General features: G+C 71.2%; 19 protein-coding genes. 12 read left to right on the top strand and 7 right to left on the bottom strand.

Going from position 1 to position 19,081, the window contains the following annotated elements; all coding sequences use genetic code 11:
- Positions 1–8: 8 nt before the first annotated feature.
- The 3 genes from ABT085_RS02815 to ABT085_RS02805 are packed head-to-tail and all read left to right on the top strand — an operon-like array spanning position 9 to position 3,612.
- Positions 9–1,382 carry an NtaA/DmoA family FMN-dependent monooxygenase gene (locus ABT085_RS02815; RefSeq protein ID WP_351600951.1) on the top strand — a complete coding sequence of 458 codons (1,374 nt, stop codon included), beginning with the start codon at positions 9–11 and terminating at the stop codon, positions 1,380–1,382.
- The gene (locus ABT085_RS02810; RefSeq protein ID WP_351600949.1) at positions 1,379–2,470 is read left to right on the top strand and encodes an LLM class flavin-dependent oxidoreductase; all 1,092 of its coding nucleotides are present in this window, start codon (positions 1,379–1,381) and stop codon (positions 2,468–2,470) included. The genes ABT085_RS02815 and ABT085_RS02810 overlap by 4 nt, the downstream gene beginning before the upstream one ends.
- 14 nt (positions 2,471–2,484) lie before the next feature.
- Positions 2,485–3,612, top strand: a complete 1,128-nt coding sequence (locus ABT085_RS02805) for an LLM class flavin-dependent oxidoreductase (RefSeq protein ID WP_351600947.1) — start codon at positions 2,485–2,487, stop codon at positions 3,610–3,612.
- Positions 3,613–3,933: 321 nt separating this feature from the next.
- Here the strand turns inward: ABT085_RS02805 and ABT085_RS02800 are convergent, their stop codons facing one another.
- Complete coding sequence (locus ABT085_RS02800; RefSeq protein WP_351600944.1) at positions 3,934–4,245, bottom strand: NIPSNAP family protein; 312 nt, start codon at positions 4,243–4,245, stop codon at positions 3,934–3,936.
- Positions 4,246–4,397: 152 nt separating this feature from the next.
- On the opposite strand from ABT085_RS02800, the gene ABT085_RS02795 reads away from it, so the two are divergent.
- Complete coding sequence (locus ABT085_RS02795; RefSeq protein WP_351600941.1) at positions 4,398–5,900, top strand: hypothetical protein; 1,503 nt, start codon at positions 4,398–4,400, stop codon at positions 5,898–5,900.
- A gap of 114 nt (positions 5,901–6,014) precedes the next feature.
- Here the strand turns inward: ABT085_RS02795 and ABT085_RS02790 are convergent, their stop codons facing one another.
- Entirely contained in the window at positions 6,015–6,929 is a 915-nt protein-coding gene (locus tag ABT085_RS02790; protein WP_351600938.1) for a LysR family transcriptional regulator, read from the bottom strand.
- Positions 6,930–7,036: 107 nt separating this feature from the next.
- On the opposite strand from ABT085_RS02790, the gene ABT085_RS02785 reads away from it, so the two are divergent.
- Positions 7,037–7,882: an oxidoreductase gene (locus tag ABT085_RS02785; protein WP_351600936.1), complete on the top strand. Its 846-nt coding sequence runs from the start codon at positions 7,037–7,039 to the stop codon at positions 7,880–7,882.
- A 61-nt stretch (positions 7,883–7,943) separates the two neighbouring features.
- Here ABT085_RS02785 and ABT085_RS02780 read toward each other — a convergent pair whose 3' ends face one another.
- On the bottom strand, positions 7,944–8,873 hold the full coding sequence (locus ABT085_RS02780; protein ID WP_351600933.1) for an ADP-ribosylglycohydrolase family protein: 930 nt from the start codon (positions 8,871–8,873) through the stop codon (positions 7,944–7,946).
- Positions 8,874–9,123: 250 nt separating this feature from the next.
- Here ABT085_RS02780 and ABT085_RS02775 point away from each other — a divergent pair, with 250 nt between their 5' ends.
- On the top strand, positions 9,124–10,176 hold the full coding sequence (locus tag ABT085_RS02775; protein ID WP_351600930.1) for an SGNH/GDSL hydrolase family protein: 1,053 nt from the start codon (positions 9,124–9,126) through the stop codon (positions 10,174–10,176).
- 107 nt (positions 10,177–10,283) lie between these two features.
- On the opposite strand, the gene ABT085_RS02770 is transcribed toward ABT085_RS02775, so the two are convergent.
- A complete protein-coding gene (locus ABT085_RS02770; protein ID WP_351600927.1) occupies positions 10,284–10,712 on the bottom strand; it encodes a VOC family protein in 429 nt (142 codons plus the stop codon).
- A 244-nt stretch (positions 10,713–10,956) separates the two neighbouring features.
- Between ABT085_RS02770 and ABT085_RS02765 the strand changes: the two genes are divergently transcribed.
- Entirely contained in the window at positions 10,957–11,811 is an 855-nt protein-coding gene (locus tag ABT085_RS02765) for a carbon-nitrogen hydrolase family protein (RefSeq protein ID WP_351600924.1), read from the top strand.
- 72 nt (positions 11,812–11,883) lie between these two features.
- Here the strand turns inward: ABT085_RS02765 and ABT085_RS02760 are convergent, their stop codons facing one another.
- Positions 11,884–12,441, bottom strand: coding sequence for a hypothetical protein (locus tag ABT085_RS02760; protein WP_351600921.1), 558 nt, complete (start codon positions 12,439–12,441; stop codon positions 11,884–11,886).
- A gap of 128 nt (positions 12,442–12,569) precedes the next feature.
- On the opposite strand from ABT085_RS02760, the gene ABT085_RS02755 reads away from it, so the two are divergent.
- Complete coding sequence (locus ABT085_RS02755) at positions 12,570–13,229, top strand: MSMEG_1061 family FMN-dependent PPOX-type flavoprotein (RefSeq protein ID WP_351600919.1); 660 nt, start codon at positions 12,570–12,572, stop codon at positions 13,227–13,229.
- Positions 13,230–13,341: 112 nt separating this feature from the next.
- On the opposite strand, the gene ABT085_RS02750 is transcribed toward ABT085_RS02755, so the two are convergent.
- A complete protein-coding gene (locus tag ABT085_RS02750) occupies positions 13,342–14,022 on the bottom strand; it encodes an NADPH-dependent F420 reductase (RefSeq protein ID WP_351600917.1) in 681 nt (226 codons plus the stop codon).
- Positions 14,023–14,140: 118 nt separating this feature from the next.
- On the bottom strand, positions 14,141–15,025 hold the full coding sequence (locus tag ABT085_RS02745; RefSeq protein ID WP_351600914.1) for a TIGR03619 family F420-dependent LLM class oxidoreductase: 885 nt from the start codon (positions 15,023–15,025) through the stop codon (positions 14,141–14,143).
- Positions 15,026–15,253: 228 nt separating this feature from the next.
- Between ABT085_RS02745 and ABT085_RS02740 the strand changes: the two genes are divergently transcribed.
- The 4 genes from ABT085_RS02740 to ABT085_RS02725 all read left to right on the top strand — a co-directional run bounded on the left by ABT085_RS02740 (position 15,254) and on the right by ABT085_RS02725 (position 18,888).
- Positions 15,254–15,910 carry an RNA polymerase sigma factor gene (locus tag ABT085_RS02740; protein WP_351600911.1) on the top strand — a complete coding sequence of 219 codons (657 nt, stop codon included), beginning with the start codon at positions 15,254–15,256 and terminating at the stop codon, positions 15,908–15,910.
- Complete coding sequence (locus tag ABT085_RS02735; RefSeq protein WP_351600903.1) at positions 15,903–16,847, top strand: CU044_5270 family protein; 945 nt, start codon at positions 15,903–15,905, stop codon at positions 16,845–16,847. The genes ABT085_RS02740 and ABT085_RS02735 overlap by 8 nt, the downstream gene beginning before the upstream one ends.
- Positions 16,848–17,024: 177 nt before the next feature.
- Positions 17,025–18,287 (top strand): FAD-dependent oxidoreductase, encoded by a 1,263-nt coding sequence (locus ABT085_RS02730; RefSeq protein ID WP_351600900.1) that lies wholly within the window; start codon positions 17,025–17,027, stop codon positions 18,285–18,287.
- 115 nt (positions 18,288–18,402) lie between these two features.
- A complete protein-coding gene (locus ABT085_RS02725; RefSeq protein ID WP_351600897.1) occupies positions 18,403–18,888 on the top strand; it encodes a DUF1269 domain-containing protein in 486 nt (161 codons plus the stop codon).
- Positions 18,889–19,081: the final 193 nt, after the last annotated feature.

Here is a 19,081-nt window from a genome sequence, read left to right as displayed (position 1 = left end):
CGTACGACATGAGCAAGCCCCTGAAGCAGATCCACCTGGCCGCCCACTTCCCCGGCGTCAACAACACCACGGTGTGGAGCGACCCCGAGGCCGGCAGCCACATCGAGTTCAGCTCCTTCGCGCACTTCGCGCGGACCGCCGAGCGCGCCAAGTTCGACTTCCTGTTCCTCGCGGAGGGACTGCGGCTGCGCGAACAGGGCGGGCAGATCTACGACCTGGACGTCGTCGGCCGCCCCGACACCTTCACCGTCCTCGCCGCGCTGGCCGCCGTCACCGAGCACCTCGGGCTGACCGGCACCATCAACTCCACCTTCAACGAGCCCTACGAGGTGGCCCGCCAGTTCGCCAGCCTCGACCACCTCTCCGGCGGCCGGGCCGCCTGGAACGTCGTCACCTCCTGGGACGCCTTCACCGGCGAGAACTTCCGGCGCGGCGGCTTCCTGCCGCAGCAGGAGCGCTACTCCCGGGCCAAGGAGTTCCTGGCCACGGCACACGAACTGTTCGACTCCTGGCACGGTGACGAGATCCTCGCCGACCGGGCCACCGGCGCCTTCCTGCGTGACGCCAAGGCCGGAGCCTTCGAACACCGCGGCCAGCACTTCGACATCCACGGCCAGTTCAACGTGCCGCGCTCGCCGCAGGGCCGCCCGGTGATCTTCCAGGCCGGCGACTCCGAGGAGGGCCGGGAGTTCGCCGCGGCCGGCGCCGACGCCATCTTCAGCCGGTACAGCACCCTCGACGCCGGCCGTGCCTTCTACACCGACGTCAAGTCCCGCCTGGCCAAGTACGGCCGCCGGGCCGACCAGTTGCTGATCCTCCCGGCCGCGACCTTCGTGCTGGGCGACACCGACGCCGACGCCGAGGACCTGGCCAAGGAGGTGCGCCGCAGCCAGGTCAGCGGCGCCACGGCCATCAAGCACCTCGAATTCGTCTGGAACCGCGACCTGTCCTCGTACGACCCGGACGGACCGCTGCCCGACATCGATCCGGAGGTCGGCGACCACCACATCTCCCAGGGGCGCGCCCAGGTGCGCATGTACCGCGACCCGCTGGCCACCGCCCGCGAATGGCGCGAACTCGCCGCGGCCAACCGGTGGTCCATCCGCGACCTGGTCATCGAGACCGGCAACCGGCAGGCCTTCATCGGCTCACCGGCCACCGTCGCCAAGACCATCAACGACTTCGTCCAGGCCGACGCCGGCGACGGCTTCATCCTCGTCCCGCACATCACTCCGGGCGGCCTCGACCCCTTCGCCGACAAGGTGGTCCCGCTGCTCCAGGAGCAGGGGGTCTTCCGCACCGAGTACGAGGGACCCACCCTCCGCCACCACCTCGGCCTGGCCCACCCCGACGAGGTACGCGACGAGCGGGCGGCGTCGTGAAGTTCCTCGCCATCACCCTGATCGTGCATGCCCCGCACCCGGTGACGGGCGCAGGCAAGTCCACGCAGGACCGCTTCCGCGAGGTGCTCGACAACGCGCTGCTCGCCGAGGAACTGGGCTTCGACGGGTTCGGCGTGGGGGAGCGGCACGAGCGGCCCTTCATCTCCTCCTCGCCGCCCGTCGTCCTCAGCCACATCGCCGCCCTCACCTCCCGGATCCGGCTGTTCACCGCCGTCACCACGCTCAGCCTCCTCGACCCGGTGCGGGCGTACGAGGACTACGCGACGTTGGACCATCTCTCCGGCGGACGACTGGAGCTGATCATCGGCAAGGGCAACGGGTCCGCCCAGCGGGACCTGTTCCAGGTCACCCCCGAGGACCAATGGGAGCGCAACGCCGAGAGCTACGAGGTGTTCCGCAAGCTCTGGCGCCAGGCCAAGGTGACCGCCGATACCCGCTTCCGCCCGCAACTCAAGGACGCGGAGGTGTGGCCCCGGCCCCTGCAACAGCCGGTCCGGGTCTGGCACGGCAGCGCCACCAGCAAGGAGTCGGTCGACCTGGCCGCCCGCTACGGCGACCCGCTCTTCTCCGCCAACGTCACCAACCCCATCGAGCCCTACGCCGAACTGATCCGCCACTACCGCGAACGCTGGGAGCACTACGGCCACGATCCGGCCGCCGTCGCGGTGGGCGCGGGGACGGCGGGCCTCTACGCGGCCCGTACCTCCCAGGAGGCGATCGCCGCCTACCGGCCCGTGTTCGAAGGAAACCTGGCGTTCCAGAAGCGACTGGGTCTCGAACCGGTGTTCGCGACGCTGGAGGACTTCGTGGAGCGCAGCTCCGCGCTGATCGGCAGCCCCCAGCAGATCACCGAGAAGGTGCACCGCTACCACGAACAGTTCGGGCACACCGTGCTCCATCTGCAAGCGGACGCAGGTGGCCTGACAGAGCGTCAACACCGCGACTCCCTGGCGCTGTTCCAGTCGGACATCGCGCCGGTGCTGCGCCGCGAGATCCCCGATCCGCCGTTCTCCTGGGACCCGGTCCTCGCCCAGCCCGTTCCCGCACCCGTGCCCGCCGACCACTGAGGAGCGCACCGAACATGTCCGACATCCCCCTCGGCGTCCTGGACCTGATCCCGATCCCGTCCGGCGCCGACGCCACCGAAGCGCTGCGCAACTCCATCGACCTGGCCCAGCAGGCCGAGAGGCTCGGGTACGCCCGGTACTGGGTCGCCGAGCACCACCTCAACCCCGGCGTGGCCGGCACCTCGCCCGCGGTCGTCCTCGCGCTGACCGCCTCCGCGACCTCGACCATCCGGCTCGGGTCCGGCGCCGCCCAACTGGGCCACCGCACCGCCCTGTCCACGGTCGAGGAGTTCGGCCTGATCGACGCCCTGCACCCCGGGCGCCTCGACCTGGGCCTCGGCCGCTCCGGCGGACGCCCGCCCGGCAGGACCGCCGGCCCGGCGCCGACCGCGACCGGGGTGATCGACGGGCGGGCCCCCAACGGGCTGCGCATACCGCCCCGGTTCTCGTTCGAGCACCTGCTCGGCTCACCGCGCGTGGCACTCCAGCGCAAGCTGCTCCACCTGCCGAACGCCGAGTCGCAGGACTACGGCGAGCAGATCGACGACATCCTGGCGCTGCTGGCGGGCACCTACCGCTCCGCCGACGGCGTCGAGGCCCATGTCGTGCCGGGGGAGGGCGCCGACGTCGAGATCTGGATCCTGGGCAGCAGCGGAGGCGAGAGCGCCGCGGTCGCGGGCCGCAACGGTCTTCGGTTCGCGGCGAACTACCACGTCAGTCCGGCCACGGTGCTCGAAGCGGCGGAGGGCTATCGCGCCGCGTTCGAGCCCTCCGACGTCCTGGACAAGCCGTACGTCAGTGTGTCCGCGGACGTCGTCGTCGCCGAGGACGACGAGACCGCCCGCGAACTCGCGACGGGATACGGCCTGTGGGTGCGCAGCATCCGTACGGCCGAGGGCGCGATCCGGTTCCCGACGCCGGACGAGGCCCGCGCCCACGTCTGGGCCGACACGGACCGGGAACTGGTCCAGGACCGTCTCGACACCCAGTTCGTCGGCTCCCCGGGCCGGGTCGCCGACCACCTGGCGCAGCTCCAGGAGGCCACCGGCGCGGACGAGTTGCTGATCACCACGATCACCCACGGCCACGCGGACCGGGTGCGGTCCTACGAACTGCTGGCCGAGGAATGGCGCAAGCGGTGAGACACGGGAGGCGAGGCGACGAGCGCCTCGGTGCGGCCGACGCATCGGACCGCGGTCCGGGCGTCAGCCTTGCGCGGGGAAACGGCGCGGCAGGAAGTGTTCGAACGTCACCTTGCCCACGGCCCTGTTCGGCGTCAGATGCCCGCCCGAGCGGAACCGGTGATACGTCGTCCCGGCCAGGCGGACGTTGTACGAGGACGGTGGACGGTGCACTCCTCGGCGGTACCCGGCACTGGCGTCACGCGCTCAGCCTGCCAGAAGTGCAGGTGACTCCTCGTCGGGGCGCATCCGGTGGGACAGCCGTTCAGACCCGGCCGCGGCCTACGACGTGACGTCGAGCGGACGCAGGAAGCGGCGCTCGTACCGCTTGATGCAACGGGTGCTGCGAGCCAGTTCGACGGCGTCCTGGCACTCAGGGTCGGTCATGCTGTCCTTGCGGTACTGCTCGTACGCAGCGAAGCTGGGAAAGGAGAAGAGGGCGTAGGCGATGTCGCTGTCGCCCTCGCTCGGCAGGAAGTAGCCGTGGTGGGTTCCGCCGAACCGGTTGACGAGCACGACCCAGCGTCGCCCGTACTCCTCGAAATCCTCGATCTTGTCGGCGTCGATCTCGTACTTCAGGTGAATGGTGATCACACCCACATGATGCTGCATGCCGGTCAGGGCTCGAAGACTGCCTCCGCAGTCCGAACAACCCGATTGCCAACAGGAGCCGTGTTGGGCACCATCCACGTCATGACTGCACGAAGGGGCCTTTGGCCCGCCGGTCGTTGACCGGCTCGTGGTGGGTGCGCGGCGACGATGGCGCCGACGGGAGACCCACCCTCCTCGACCATGCACGGACCCTGCGTCGTCGTCACGGTCCCGGTCCGTGGCCCGGATTCGGCGATCCGCTCCCCGACGCACACGCGGACGGCACCCGCCTCGTCTTCGGCGGCGGCGGCGAGGACGCTCTGCTGCGACGTACCCCGGACGGGGACGGTGCCGGCCCGCCCACCGGCGTCGAACTCGCCGACCACATCGAACGCCTGCTGCCGGCAACGGCGCCCGGCCCGAGCGGCGACGAACTGGGGGATCTTCACGACCACCTCGCCACCTGCTCGCCGATAGAGGTCGCCGACGAGCTCAGTGCCGAGATCCGTCGTCGCGGTCTGCCGCGCGACGGCCTGCGCCGGCTGGGCCGCCGGCTGGCGGAGCACGGCACCCACCGAGCCCCGGTCAAGATCGGCCTGGTGCTCCTGGGCCTGGGCGGGGACAGCCGCGACCGGGAACTCCTGCTGCTGCTCGGCACCTTGGACGAGCTCACCCTGTACGCGGCCGTCGCACTGCACCGCTCCCAGCCCGACGGAGACCGGGCCGTCCACGTCCTGGCCCGGCAGGTCGCGGGCTGGGGTCGCATCCAGGCGGTCCGGACCCTGCGCGACACCACCGATCCCGCCATCAGGGCATGGCTGCTGCGCGAGGGCTTCCGCAACGCCATCATGGACGAGTACCTCGCCCACCTGGCCGCGACCACGGGTGACCTGCGCAGCGCACTGAGCCAACCACACGTCGAGACCGCGCTGTTGAACGGCTGCGGCGGCATCCTGGCCGCGCTGGCCGACGGCGAGGCAGGGCCCGCACCCGGCCTGGCCGACTACGCGGACGCCGTCACGGTGCTGCACCGCTATGCCGGCCTGGCGCAGACCGGGACACCCGGCATCGGCATGCTTCGCGATCTGATCAGCATCACCATGTTCTTCCGCCACCCGCCCCGAGAACTGCCCTGGGCACCCGCCGACATCGAGCGCTTGACAGCACGCTACGAGGGCCTGCTCCACGAACCCCGCTGGAAAGCGCTGGTCCTGGACCACCTCGACGAACCGGGACGCCCCGACTTCCACCTCGCTCTGCGGCCTGCCGAAGTCCTGCACCTGAACCCGACGGCCCGACTCCTGGCACATCTGGAAACCGGACCGTCCCTGCTCGACCCGGCCTGGGGCCACGCCCTGCACCACAGCCGCCGGCACACCGCACACATCCTCGACCTGGCCGAACGACGCCTCGCCACCACCCCCCGTCCCGAACGCGACCACGCCCTGCTGCTGTTCGCGCATTTCCTGCGACGCCATCCCGGACACGGCCGGCCCCTGCTGCGATCCGCCCTCACCACCGGCACGCCCGAAGCACGCCGCACCGCGTTGGCCACCCTCGACGGATGGCCAGCGGACACACTCACGCAGGAGGCCGCCGACCACCTGCGCGCCGCCCGGACACCTCAGCCGGACACCTCCGACGACACACGCCCCTGACGGTGAGTCCGGGGGCACGGGTGCCGTGGGCGGTCGTCGGCGCGTGACGACGGCGCGGTCGCAGCCGGTGTGCCACGCGCCGAGGGGGGACCGGTGGCGGTGCGGATCGGGTGGTCAAGAGGTGCCGGCCCCCGCCTTTTCCGCTGCGGCCAGGTAGGCCAGTACGGTGGGCCGCTGGTCGTCCCTGCGCGCGGCCACCGCCAGCCGGGAGGGGGAAATGCCGCGGACCGGTACGGCGATCACCTCGTCCCGGACGACCAGCGAGGCGTTGCCGGCCGCCAGCAGTGCCACCCCCTGGCCGTTGGCGACCGCCTCGTGGGTCTCCTCCGCGCTGGCCACCACTCCGCCTAATCGGGGCGCGCGATCACCACGGGAATCCAGGGCCAGCCAGTAGTCCCGCAGCGGACCGGCCTCCGGGGGGAGCGCCAGGAACGGCTCGTCGAGGAGATCGGCGAAGTCCACCGCACCCTCGTGGTCGGCCGCGGCCCGTGCCGCCAGGGGATGTCCGTACGGCAGCGCCACGACACGTGGTTCCCGGGCCACGATCGCGTACCGATAGCGTTCGCCGTCCGGGAGCGGCAGCCAGACGAACGCCACATCGCTGGACCCGTCCGCCAGTCCGGCACTGGGGTCGGCCCAGTTGACCTGTCTCAGGACGGGCCGTACGTCCGGGTACAGGGAGACCAGCCGGGTGCGAAGGGCGGGCAGCAGCCCGCGGCCCGGGCTGGTGGACATCCCGATGACCAAGGTGTGCCGTTCGGCGGCCTTCGCGTCCTCCACCGCCGCCTCGGCGGCCTGCCAGGCGATCAGTAACTCGCGGGCATGCGGCAACAGCGCTTCCCCTGTCGCCGTCAGCCGCACCGACCTCCGGTCCCGGCTGAACAGACCCGCGCCGAGCTGCTTCTCCAGCATCCGGATCTGCTTGCTGAGCGCGGGCTGGGAGACGAACAGCCGCTCGGCGGCCCGCGTGAAGTTCAGTTCCTCGGCGACCGTGACGAAGTAGCGCAGATCGCGTCCGTGGACGTCCATAACGCATGGCTATCACAGCAGATCTTGGACGTGGTCCCGGATTCCGGCGAAGGATGGGGGCTGGCGACGGGAAGGTCCCGGACGGCAGGGCATGGGGGAGACAAGAGATGACCGAGAACGGCAAGGTCTGGCTGGTCACCGGCGCGACCAGCGGCTTCGGGCGGGCCATCGCCGAAGCCGCGGTGGCGGCCGGGGACACGGTGATCGGTACGGCCCGGCGGCCCGAGGGCCTGGTGGACCTGGTCGCCGCCCACCCCGACCGGGTGGAGGCGATCGGCCTCGATGTCACGGACGGCCCGCGGATCGACGCGGTGGCCGCCGACATCCTGGCTCGCTACGGCCGGGTCGACGTGCTGGTCAACAACGCCGGGCGCACGCAGGTCGGGGCATTCGAGGAGACCACCGACGACGAGCTGCGTGACCTGTTCGAGCTGCACGTGTTCGGCCCGGCCCGGCTGACCAGGGCGCTGCTGCCGCAGATGCGGGAGCGAGGCAGCGGATCGATCGTGAACATCAGCAGTTTCGGCGGGCAGTTGTCCTTCGCCGGATTCTCCGCGTACAGCGCGACCAAGGCGGCGCTGGAACAGCTGTCGGAGGGGCTGGCCGACGAGGTGGCGCCGTTCGGCGTCAAGGTGCTGATCGTGGAGCCCGGTGCCTTCCGTACCAACCTGTTCGGCAAGGGCGCGGCCTACTTCTCCGAGGAGCACCCGGCGTACAAGGAGAAGGTCGGGGCGACCCGGAAGCTGGTCCAGGAGGGCGACGGTACCCAGCCCGGGGACCCGGCGAAGGCCGCCGCGGCGATCCGGCTGGCCCTGGACGCGGAGAACACCCCGCTGCGGCTCGCCCTCGGCGGCGACGCGGTGGACTTCCTCGTCGGCCACCTGGACTCGGTACGGGCCGAACTCGCCGCGTGGGAGAAGGTCTCCCGGGGGACGGGCTTCGACCCGCAGTGACGCGCCAGCGCGGTACGAACCGGAGGCAGAACCGCGGTCCGGCGCCGGTGCGGACCCCGGTTCAGCCTCCCAGGCGCCGCGCGAGGTGGAGCAGCTCTGCCAGATGCAGGACCCGCCCGTCGAAGCCCGGCAGCGGGACGTGGAGCGGCCGGGTCCAGCGGTCGGGGACTGAGTCCAGCCCGTAGTACGCCCCTGCGAGCCCTCCGGTCACCGCGGCGACGGTGTCCGTGTCACCGCCGAGGTCGATCGCCGCACGCAGCGCGTCCTCGAAGCTGCCGGTGGTGCGCAGGGCCCAGACGGCGGAGCCCAGACAGGGCCAGACCGCACCGTTGAACTCGGTGGCCCGATCGGGGTGCCAGTCGGGTGCGAGGACAGTCGCGTACCGGTCGCGGTGGTCGGGGTGGACGAGGTCCAGGACGCCCGGGAGCGCGGCGAGGGGATCGTCGCCCTCGAGGGTGACACGGACGAGTTCTTGGAAGATCGCGGTGCCTTCCCAGGCCGCCCGGTCGCCGTGGGTCAGGGCAGCGATGCTGCGGGCCGCGTCCATGGTGGCTTCCTGACCTGCGGCAGCGAAGTGCACGGCGGAGGTCGACGCCCGCATCAAGGAGCCGTTTCCCGCTGCTCGTCGGTTGACCTGGAAATGGAGCGCGGCGGCGAGGTCCCAGGGCATCCCGTTGGTCAGGACGTCCTCGGTCTGCAAGCCGATGTCCTTCGGCTCCGATGCCGCCCACCGCCGGAAGCGGGCGAAGACGTCCGGCAGATCGAGTCCGCCCCGCTCCAGCAGCGACTCCGCGACCAGGACGGCCATCTGTGTGTCGTCAGTGGCCTCGCCGGGGTCCCAGCCGCCGCCTCCGCACATCTCGCCACCGATTCCCGGGGCCGGAAACCGCGCGGAGAACGCTCCCTGCGGGCCGAACTCGAAGGGGCCGCCCAAGGCGTCTCCCACCGCAGAGCCGACGACCGCGCCGGCGACCCGCTGCATCCGCTCCATACGCGCAGGCTATCCGTGCCGCGCCGACGCGTACGCCGACGCGGCCCCATTGCGCCCACGCACCCGACAGGCCATTACGTAAAGTGACTGTCCAGATGCTTTGTGCAGTATCTCTGTCGTTCGGTCTCTCGGGGAGTGGCGCATGTTCCGCACCAGGACAGCCATGTCTGCGGCGCGCGGGCGAAGGCCGGTTGTAGGGGTGTTGCCGGGCAGTGCTGTCCTTCGTGGCATCGCTGCGGGTGCGCTGGCCGTGCTGTCGGTGGCGACCGGTGTTCCGGCCCACGCGGCGGCGACAACGGCGCTGGCGGCGGTACCGGCTCCGGTGCAGTGGGCCGTGCTCGGGGACTCGTACACGGCCGGCGTCTTCGTCGGCGATCCGAGCCCGCCGCTGGACGACGCGGGCCGCGACGGCTGCGACCGTACGACGGGTTCGTACCCGAACCTCGTCGAGCGCGGGCTCGCTGCCGACCCGCCCGCGGGCCGGGAGGTGCAGCGGACCGACGTCAGCTGCGGCAACGCCACCATCCTCGAGGTCGCCTCGGACCGGCAGACTCCCGTCAGCCCGGTGCAGCCTCCCGAGGACGGCTGGCCCGGCCTGGCTCCGCAGGCGGACCGTGCCGAGCTGGACGCGCGCACCGATCTGGTCACGATCGGAGTCGGAGGCAACAGCCTGCCCTTCGGCAAGCTGTTCACCTCCTGCCTGCTCGCGGGGATCGGCCGGCCGGACGGGGCCACGCCCTGCCGGGACGCCTACGAGGCCGACGGCCCGGTCCTCGATCCTGAATCGATCCATGACAAGTACGACCGGGTTTCCCGGGAGTACGCCACCATGCTGCGGGATGTGCACCGGAAGGCGCCCAACGCAAAGGTCATCACGGTCGGTTACCCCACGATCGTTCCCGAGGACCCCAGCGGCTGCGACCGCAACGGCCCCACGGAGCTGGCCGTCCACCTCAAGGGCGTGGGACTGCTCTCGGTCGCCCAGGGGGACGTCGCCTGGCTGCACGAAGTGACCACCCACCTCAACGCCGTGATCCGGGCCGTCACCGAGCTGAACGGCGACGTGTACGTCGACACCGCCACCTCCAGCGAGGGCCACGACGTGTGCCGACCGCAGGCGACGAAGTGGGTGGAGGGCATCTGCGGACAGGCCGGCTCGTACTGGCCCGACCACCTGGCCTTCGGCCCGTTCTCGCTGGACTGCTCCGACGGGACGAAGGCAACGTTCGTGCACCCGAACGCCGCCGGCCACGCCGCCATCGCCAGGCAGGTCGAAGCAGCCATCCGCAGGACACTGAGCTGACGGTGGTCGCCGGTGTGGGCTGCCAGGGCCCGATGCGACCGAGAGGGCAGAACGACCGGGACGGGAGGCGGGACCGGGCCGCCTCCCGAGTACGATCCGGGCGCGCTCTAGGGACGGACGTAAGGCCGGGTCATGACCTCCATGTTGTGGCCGTCCGGGTCGGCGAAGTAGGCGCCGCGGCCGCCGAACAGGCGGTTGATCCGGCCGGGTTCGGTGTGGCTGGGGTCGGCGTAGTAGGTCACTCCGACCACCTCCAGGCGGGCGATCACGGTGTCGAACTGCTCGTCCGGTACGAGAAAGGCGTAGTGCTGCGGCTGGATGGGCTCGTCCCGCTTCTCGTAGTAGTCGAGCGTGACGCCGTTGCCGAGGTCGATGGGCAGGAACGGGCCGAACGGGGCGCCGACCCTCAGGCCCAGAATCGCGGCGATGAACTCGGCGGACAGGTGCCGGTCGCTTGCGTAGACGGCGATGTGGTTCAGCTGGACACCGGTCGTCGTCGGTTCGGGTTCCTGCGGGTACGGCTGGGCATGGGACATCAGTGGTGTGTCTCCGGTCTTGGAACTCGTGTGAAGGGGGCGCCGTACAAGGGCGCCGGGAGCAAAGACGCGGAGAAGGGCGGCGGGTCTCTTGCCCGCCGCGTGCTCACGCCGAGGCCGGGAACCTCACTCGTGCATGGCCCACGGCCGACCCGGCAGTCACCCGGCCGACTCTAGTGAGCATGACAGGCCAGGGGCAACATCGATCCTCGGCCGTTGGCCGGCTCGGGTAGTTTGGTCCGCCATGGATGATCTTCACGGCCTGCCTGCCGCACCACTCACCGTCGCGGCCGGTCAGGCGGCCTGTGCCCGGTTGGATGTCGCCGCCAACGTCGCCACTGCCGCCGCACTGGTCCGCCGTGCCGCCGACCAGGGTGCCGACCTGCTGGTCCTGCCGGAACTCTTCCTCACCGGCTACGAGTTGCCGGGAATCGTGGCCGACCCCGCGACCTGCACGCTCAGCCCTGCGGACCCCCGGCTGGACCCCTTGGCCACCGCCTGCGCCGAGACCCGCACCGCCGTGGTGGCCGGAGCACCCACCCGCGACCCCGAGACCGGCGAACTGCACATCTCCGCCGTGGTCCTGGGCCGTGACGGCCGCTTCGCCGCTCAGTACGACAAACAGCACGTCACCCCGAACGAGCGCGCTGCCGGCTTCGGGGCGGGTTCCCGAGGCTGCACCGTCGATCTCGACGGCTGGCGACTCGGCCTCGGCATCTGCTGGGACTCCGGCTATCCCGAGCACGCCCGGGCCGCCGCCCTCGGCGGCTGTCACGCCTACGTGGTCGGCGCGATGTTCAGCCGGGGAAGCGGAGAGCGCCAGCGCGCAACGGTCTTCCCCGCACGGGCCATGGACAACACCAGCTATGTACTGCTGGCCAACCACAGCGGGCCCAGCGGCCCGTACCACGGCTGCGGCGGCAGCGCCGTATGGAACCCGGACGGCACACTGCTCGCCGATGCCGGCGCCGCCGAACCCGGCCTGGCCACCGCCCGTCTCCAGCCCGACGTCCTGGCGAGGGCCCGGGCAGAGGATCCGGTTCTGGCCGACCCCTCGCTCACAGCCCCGGTACGCCCCCGCAGCGGCGCTGACGTATGAGCCGGGCATGACGATCCGGCATCAGACGGGTACCCCCACCGCGCGCCCGCGCTGACGTCCGTCGGGCGTTGGCTAAAGCGTGTACTCGACCACCTGGATCCCCGGCGCGAACTGCTCGACGGCGGCGGCGAGTCGGCTTCGGTCCAGCCGCCAGCCGGTCATGGCCCGGGACGCCACGAGCAGTTCGGCCGGTACGGGGGTGAGCGCCTCGCCGATGGAACGGGCGATGCGTCCCTGACTGGACCCGGGCAGCGGCGGGGCGCCCTCGCGCCGGGCGACGCCGACCCACGGCAGCACACTGTGCGGCACCGGTTGCTGCCACAGCACCACAGCCGTGATGTCCTGCCACGGCACATGCGCCGTGGTGGCGCGATAGCGGACGGGAGACCCGCCGAGGAGTATGCCTGTCGCGTCGACCCTGAACGCCGTCTTCCGGGTCAGTGCTCCCGCGGCCATGATCAGTCCGCCGCCACCGAACAGCAGGATGCCCACGATCCGCAGACCCAGCGGCATGTCGACGGAGGGCACCAGCAGCAGCACACTGAACACGACCGAGAACGCCAGGACCGACGTGGTCCGGCGGTCGAATCCGTACAACACCTCGTACCCGGGCGCTTCGCTGTCATTCATGAAGGGATCATGACGCCGAACCTCGACCAGAACCACCACGTCGCGGTCCACGATCGTCTAAAGGTGTCTCCATGTCCCGGTGCCCGTTGACCGGGATCGGTCGCGGGTCGGCCCGTTAGGGTCGGGGTATGACGTCACCTCTTGTCGGCAGTGCCTTCGACTCGCTCCACCTCGACGCCGTGTCCGATCAGGACACCCTGCGCCGGGTCTACGCGCTTCCCGGCGACGCGGCCGTGCGCAAGCAGATGACGGAACTCACCGAGCAGACCCGGCAGTTGATCGGATGCTCGTCGCTGGTCCTGGTCGCCAGCGTGGACGCCGAGGGCAACTGCGACGTCTCCCCGCGCGGCGGGCCTGCCGGGTTCGTCGCCGTCCTCGACTCACGGACGCTGGCGATACCGGACGCTACCGGCAACAAGCGTCTGGACACCCTCCAGAACGTCATCGCCACCGGGCGGGCCGGACTGCTGTTCGTCATCCCCGGGCGCACCACGACGCTCAGGGTGAACGGCCGGGCCTGCGTCTCCACCCGGCCTGAACTGCTGTCGCAGCTGACCCCCGTGGGCAAGCCGCCGGCCAGTGCGCTGGTGGTCGGGATCGAGGAGGTCTACCCGCACTGCCCCAAGTCCCTCCTGCGCAGCGGTGCCTGGAAGCCGGAGCAGTGGCTGCCCGCGGACGCCCAGCCGACGTCGGCCGAGGTGACGCTCGCCCAGCTGCGGATGCCGGAGCTGACGATCGCCGACATCGAGCAGACGGAGGCGGATTCGCTGAAATACCGGTACGAGTGACGGGCCGGTCCGCGACTGCCGAACCCCCGGCCGGCACCCTCGTTCCGCTCGCCGCCCCGCCCGGTGAGCGGCGCGGCGGCGAGCGTGGGCCGGTCGGCATGCCCGCCAGGTGTCAGCGGGCGGCGGCCTCGATGCGGGCGCGGATGATGTCGGCTCCGGCCGGGGTGGCCTCGACGTTCATGAAGTCGGCGGCGTCGCCCGCGTACGGCAGCCCGTACACCGGGGTGCCGGGCTGTGAGCGCCAGCTGTCGGCGAGGTCGCCGTAGGCCAGCGCGTCGAAGCCGAGCAGGTCGAGCAGTTCGGCGGCGTGCTGCACCGCCGCCGGGTCGTCGCCCGCGACGGGCAGCGCGGTGCGGTCGGGCGCCCCCTTCGGGCGGGCCAGTTCGCCCAGGTGGCGGAAGTAGATGTTGTTGAATCCCTTCACCACATGCGCGTCCGGCAGATGGCCCTGGAGGAGTTGACTCTCCGTGGTGGTGCCGTCCTTCAGTGCGGTGATCTCGCCGTCACGCTCCGGGTAGTAGTTGCCGGTGTCGATGACCGTCTTGCCGGACAGCGGAGCCTGCGGGATCTGGTCGAACGCCCTGAGCGGCACGGTCACCACCACCCAGTCGCCTGCCGCGCCGGCCACCGCCGGGGTCGCCGCGCGGGCCCGTGGGCCCAGATCCGCGACCAGGTCGCCGAGCGTCTCGGGGCCGCGCGAATTGCTGAGCACGACGTCCAGGCCCGCGTCGACCGCCAGCCGGGCCAGCGTGCCGCCGATGTGTCCACTGCCGATGAGTCCGAGAGTAGCCATGATGATGACAACCTCGCAGCGCGGCCGCGGATTCCGCTTCCGACCGGTTTTTGCGGACCGGACGGTCGTTGCCGCGGGCAGTGGTGGCGCGACGGGTTCGCTCGTCCCGGCCGAGGCCTCAGGTGAGCTGCGGTGCCACCTCGGCGGCGACCCAATCCATGGCCTTCTCGACATGCCCGGCCGCGAGCGGCAGCCACAGGGTGCAGGCGGTGAGTCCTGCCTCGGCGAGCCGGCCGAGGTCGTCGGCGACGCTCGCCGCGGTGGGCGCGGTGCCGCCGAGCGGCCGTCCCGGCGGCGGCATGACCGCGGGCAGGCCCGGCGGAGTGAGGAACGCGGCCGAGGCGAGGGTCAGCCGGTCGGTGTCCTGCGCGTCGGCGAGGTCACCCAGGCGGCGCCGTACGTCGGTGACCTCCGCGGCGTCGGCGCCGGTGCCGTACCAGCCGTTGCCGAACCGCAGCACCCGGCGCAGGGCAGCGTTGCTGTGGCCCCCGACCCATACCGGCGGACCGCCGTCGGTGACCGGAGGTACGCCCAGGCGCGCGGCGCGTAATGTCGTGAACGGTCCGTCGAAGTCTGCGGGTCGCCGGGTCCACAAGGCCTTGGCTGCGCCGAGGCGGTCGTCGGTGCGGGCACCGCGTTCCCGGGCGGGGACGCCGACGGCATCGAACTCGTCGGGGTTCCAGCCGGTGCCGACGCCCAGGATGAAGCGGCCGCCGGAGACGACCTCCAGGGTGGCCGCCTGGTTGGCGAGCACCAGCGCCGGGTAGTACGGCGCGACGAGCACGGACGTCAGCAGCCGCAGGCGTGTGGTCGCGCCCGCGACGGCCGACAGCAGAACCAGCGGGTCCGTGTCGAGGCCGAAGCCGCTGTCCAGGAGGCGGTTGCCGACCGCGACATGGTCGAAGCCCAGGTCTTCGGCGTGGCGTGCGGCGCGGAGCACGGCGGCTCCGTCGTCGAGCGGCCAGCGCGGCTGAAGGGAAATGCCGAGGCGCAGCGGGGGCACGAGGTTGCCTTTCGACGGCGGTCCGACGACGACGCCACGACCGGCGCTCGCCCTGCCGCCACCCTCAACTCCCGTACCGCCGCGCTTTCATCCCGGACGTGACGCGGCGGATCGCCGGATGTGGCGCAGGCCACATCGTGAAGATGGAACTCGCGCAAGGCATCGGCGAACCACTGGTGTCCACGCGAACGACTCGAGGGGGAAGTACGTGAACCGAAGAGGCAACGAGTGACGCTCTCGCCGGGCGTCGGTGCCCGGCCCGATGCCGGGGACGACCACGATGGCGACTCCGACGCCTCGGTCGTGGAGAAGTCCTGGGAGACACCCGACGTATTCGCCGTGCTGTTCGACCGGTACGCCGACGACATCCACCGCTACGTGGCCAGACGGCTGGGCGTCGACGCGGCCGACGATCTGATGGCGGAGACATTTGTGATCGCGTTTCAGCAGCGCCGTCGCTACGACCTGACGCAGACCCAGGCACGTCCGTGGCTGTACGGCATCGCGACCAATCTGGTCGGACGTCATCGGCGGGTCGAGGCCCGCCGTCTGCGCGCGCTGTCGCGTGCGGCGTCCCTCGCGGCAGACGGGGGGAACGCGGAGAACGAGCCCATGGAGGACCGGGTCGTCGAGAGAGACAGCGTCGAACGCGCCGCGCGCGTCCTGGCGGGCGCGCTCGCCGGACTGCCCGCCCGCCACCGGGACGTCTTCCTCCTCGCCGCCTGGGGTGGCCTCGACTACGCGGAGACGGCGCGGTCCCTGGGCATTCCCGTCGGCACCGTGCGCTCACGCCTGCACCGGGCACGGGCCCAACTGCGCCGGTCCATAGGCACTCAGGACGCCCTTCGCGCGGCTGCACCCCACAAGGAGCACGATCATGGATGAACTCACCGGGCTGCCTGAATGGGAAGCCGGCAACGTCCAGCTCACTTCCCGGGCCCGCGCCGAGGCCCGGGGCCGCCTGCTGGAGGAGATCGGCCAGGAGACGCGTCGCGGCGCACGAAGCGGGCTGCCCCGGCGCCTTGTGCTGCGCGGCGCCTTCGTCGGTGTCGCCGCTGCCGCCGCGGCAGGCGTCACGGTCGCGCTCACGCGCGACGGCGACGACGCGAGCACGCCGAACCTCACCACACTCAGCGCGGCCCAGCTCCTGCGCAGGGCCGCCGACACCACGCGGGCCGACCGTGGCCGACTGCCCATCCCGCGTGACGATCAGTACTTCTACACCAGGACGTACATCGAACGGACGTATCGCAACGGAGGCAGAAGGCGTACCTGGACGGACGAGAGCTGGATGTCCGTCGACGGATCCAAGCCCTCCAGCCGACAGGAGCACGGGAAGGTCCACCACGATCCGCCGCTCGGCGCCCATGAGGTGCCGTGGCCGCCCACCGTCTACTCCGAGCTCGAGAAGCTGCCCACCGACCCCGACGAACTCCTCGTCCTGTTCCATCGCAATATGCCCGACTCGCCGATGCGGGACATGCAGACGTTCGGCGAGGTGTGTCTTCTCATGCAGGGACCGCGGGTGATGCCGCCGGGACTTCAGTCCGCCGCCTTCGAGGTGCTCGCCGAGATCCCGGGGGTGCGCATCGACAAGGACGAGGTCGACGTCCTCGGCCGGCACGGAATCGCCGTGTCCCAGCCGGGCTCCCAATTCGGCTTCCTCTTCGCCCGCGACACCTACGCCTACCTCGGCACGCGCGTCCGAGGCGGCTTCACCACAAAGGTCGTGAACGGGGAGGGGCGAGAGACCAACGTGTACGACGAGACAAGGAGCCTCCAGCACATCGCCGTGGTCGACCGCATAGGCCGGCGTTCCTAGGGCGCCCTGGGGCCGGGGCGCGGGATCGGTTCGCTGGATCGGTCCGCGGGATCGGTCCGCGGGATCGGTTCGACCGAGGGGAACATTCGTCCAATCCGTCGGTGGGGGCCGGTGGAGACAGTGGGCTCATGGCCGATCCGACGGCGGACCCGGACCTGAACGAGCAGGAGGAGTGCCATGCGGATTCTCGTCTCCGGCGCCGGCGTCGCCGGTTCCGTGCTGGCGTACTGGCTCACTCGGCACGGCTTCTCGGTGACCGTCGTCGAGCGGGCGCCGACCCTGCGCAGGACCGGCGGCCACGCGGTCGACCTGTTCCGGCCCGCGGTGGACATCTCGGAGAGGATGGGCGTGCTCCCGCGGGTCGAGGCACGGGCCACCGGCACGAACCGGCTGACCGTCCACCGGGAGGGCGCACGGCGACCCGTACGGGCGGACCTCTCCAAGATCTTCGGCGGCGCCTCCGAGCGGCACGTCGAGATCATGCGCGACGACCTGAGCGAGATCTACTACGACGCCACACGCGACGACGTCGAATACGTCTTCGGTGACTCGATCACGGCGATCTCGCCCGACGGCGAGGTGCGGTTCGAGAACGCCGCGCCGCGCCGGTTCGACCTCGTCGTCGGCGCGGACGGACTGCACTCCAACGTGCGCCGCCTCGTCTTCGGCGAGGACTCCCGCGCCGAGGCGTTCATCGGGGCCCACTTCGGGGTGCTGACGCTGCCGGACGTCACCGGCCTCGACGGAGAACTCGTCATCCACGTAGGCGTCGGCCGCACGGCAGGCATCTACGGCGCGCGGCACCTCGGTGAGGCGCGGGTGCTGTTCCTGTTCCGCAGCGAGCGCGAACTCGACTGCCACCACCACGACGTGCCCCGGCAGAAGGAGTTGCTGCGCGGTGCGTTCGCCGGCCTGCACGCCGACGTGGACGGCTGGCTCGGCGAACTCGACCGCACCCCGGCGTTCTACTTCGACTCGATCACGCAGCTGCGCATGGACACCTGGTCGAGGGGGACGGTGACGCTCGTCGGCGACGCGGGCTACTGCCCCGGCCCGGCCGTCGGCGGCAGTACCAGCCTGGCCGTGGTCGGCGCGTACGTACTCGCCGCAGAGCTGGCACGGGCGGGCGGCGACCACGAGCGCGCCTTCCCCGCCTACGAGCGCGTGATGGCGCAGCACGTGCACGGCAGCCGTGCGGTCGCGCTGAACGCGGCCAAGACCCTGATCCCCAGGTCCCGCCTCGGTGTGTGGGGACTGGCCCAGGGCGCCCGTCTGATCTCCGCTCTGCCCGCCGGCCCCAGCCGTGCCCTCGTCCGGCTCACCACCCAGAGCGCACGCTTCTACAACTCGGTGACCGTCGAGGACTACCTGCCGTCGCCTGCCGCATCAGGCGACCAGGGCGGCTTTGCGGACAAGTCCGGCGGCCTCGGGACGGCGTGAGGAGCGTTCACTGGGCGGCCTTCGTGCCACATGCACCGAGATGCACCATTTCGGGCGGGATCGTTTACTGGTCGCACCGACCTCGGGTATCTCCCGCGTGCACTGGAGGAAAAACGTGGCGACTCTTACCGTCTGGAAGTTCGACTCCTTCGATCGCGCCGACAAGGCGGAGGACGCTCTGCTCCGGTTGCAGAAGCAGGAACTGATCAAGGTGGTCGACGCCGCCGTCGTCAGCTGGCCCGAGGGCGCGAAGAAGCCCAAGACGCGGCAGTTGCGCAACCTCACCGGCGTCGGCGCCCTGTCGGGGACGTTCTGGGGCATGCTCTTCGGCCTGATCTTCTTCGTGCCGCTGCTGGGTGCCGCGATCGGGGCCGCGGCGGGCGCGCTGGGCGGCAGCCTCGCCGACGTCGGCATCGACGACGACCTCATCGACACCGTGAAGGCCGAGGTGACCCCCGGCACCTCGGCGCTCTTCCTGCTCACCCAGGACGCCGTGGTGGACCGGGTGAAGGCGGAGCTCCCGGGAGGCCACGCGCAGCTGATCCGCTCCAACCTCAGCGGTGAGCAGGAGGCGAAGCTCCGCGAGATCTTCGAGGGCTGACCCCGACTGCGCCGTGCGTCCACGACGGGGCCGGGTCCGTCCCGGGCCCGGCTCCGGCGTGGACGCACACCCACGACAACCCCGATCCGCAGGGGCGGCGGGTCGAGCGAGCCAGCCCTTGCGACCTCAGGACTCAGGCCCCAGGACTCGGCCGGCGAGCCGGAGGCGCAGGTGCCCGAGGCGAGCACGTCGC

Origin of the sequence: Streptomyces sp. NPDC002265 (genome assembly GCF_040296125.1) — a bacterium.
GTDB lineage: Bacteria > Actinomycetota > Actinomycetes > Streptomycetales > Streptomycetaceae > Streptomyces.
This window is presented reverse-complemented; position numbering and strand designations above follow the sequence as displayed.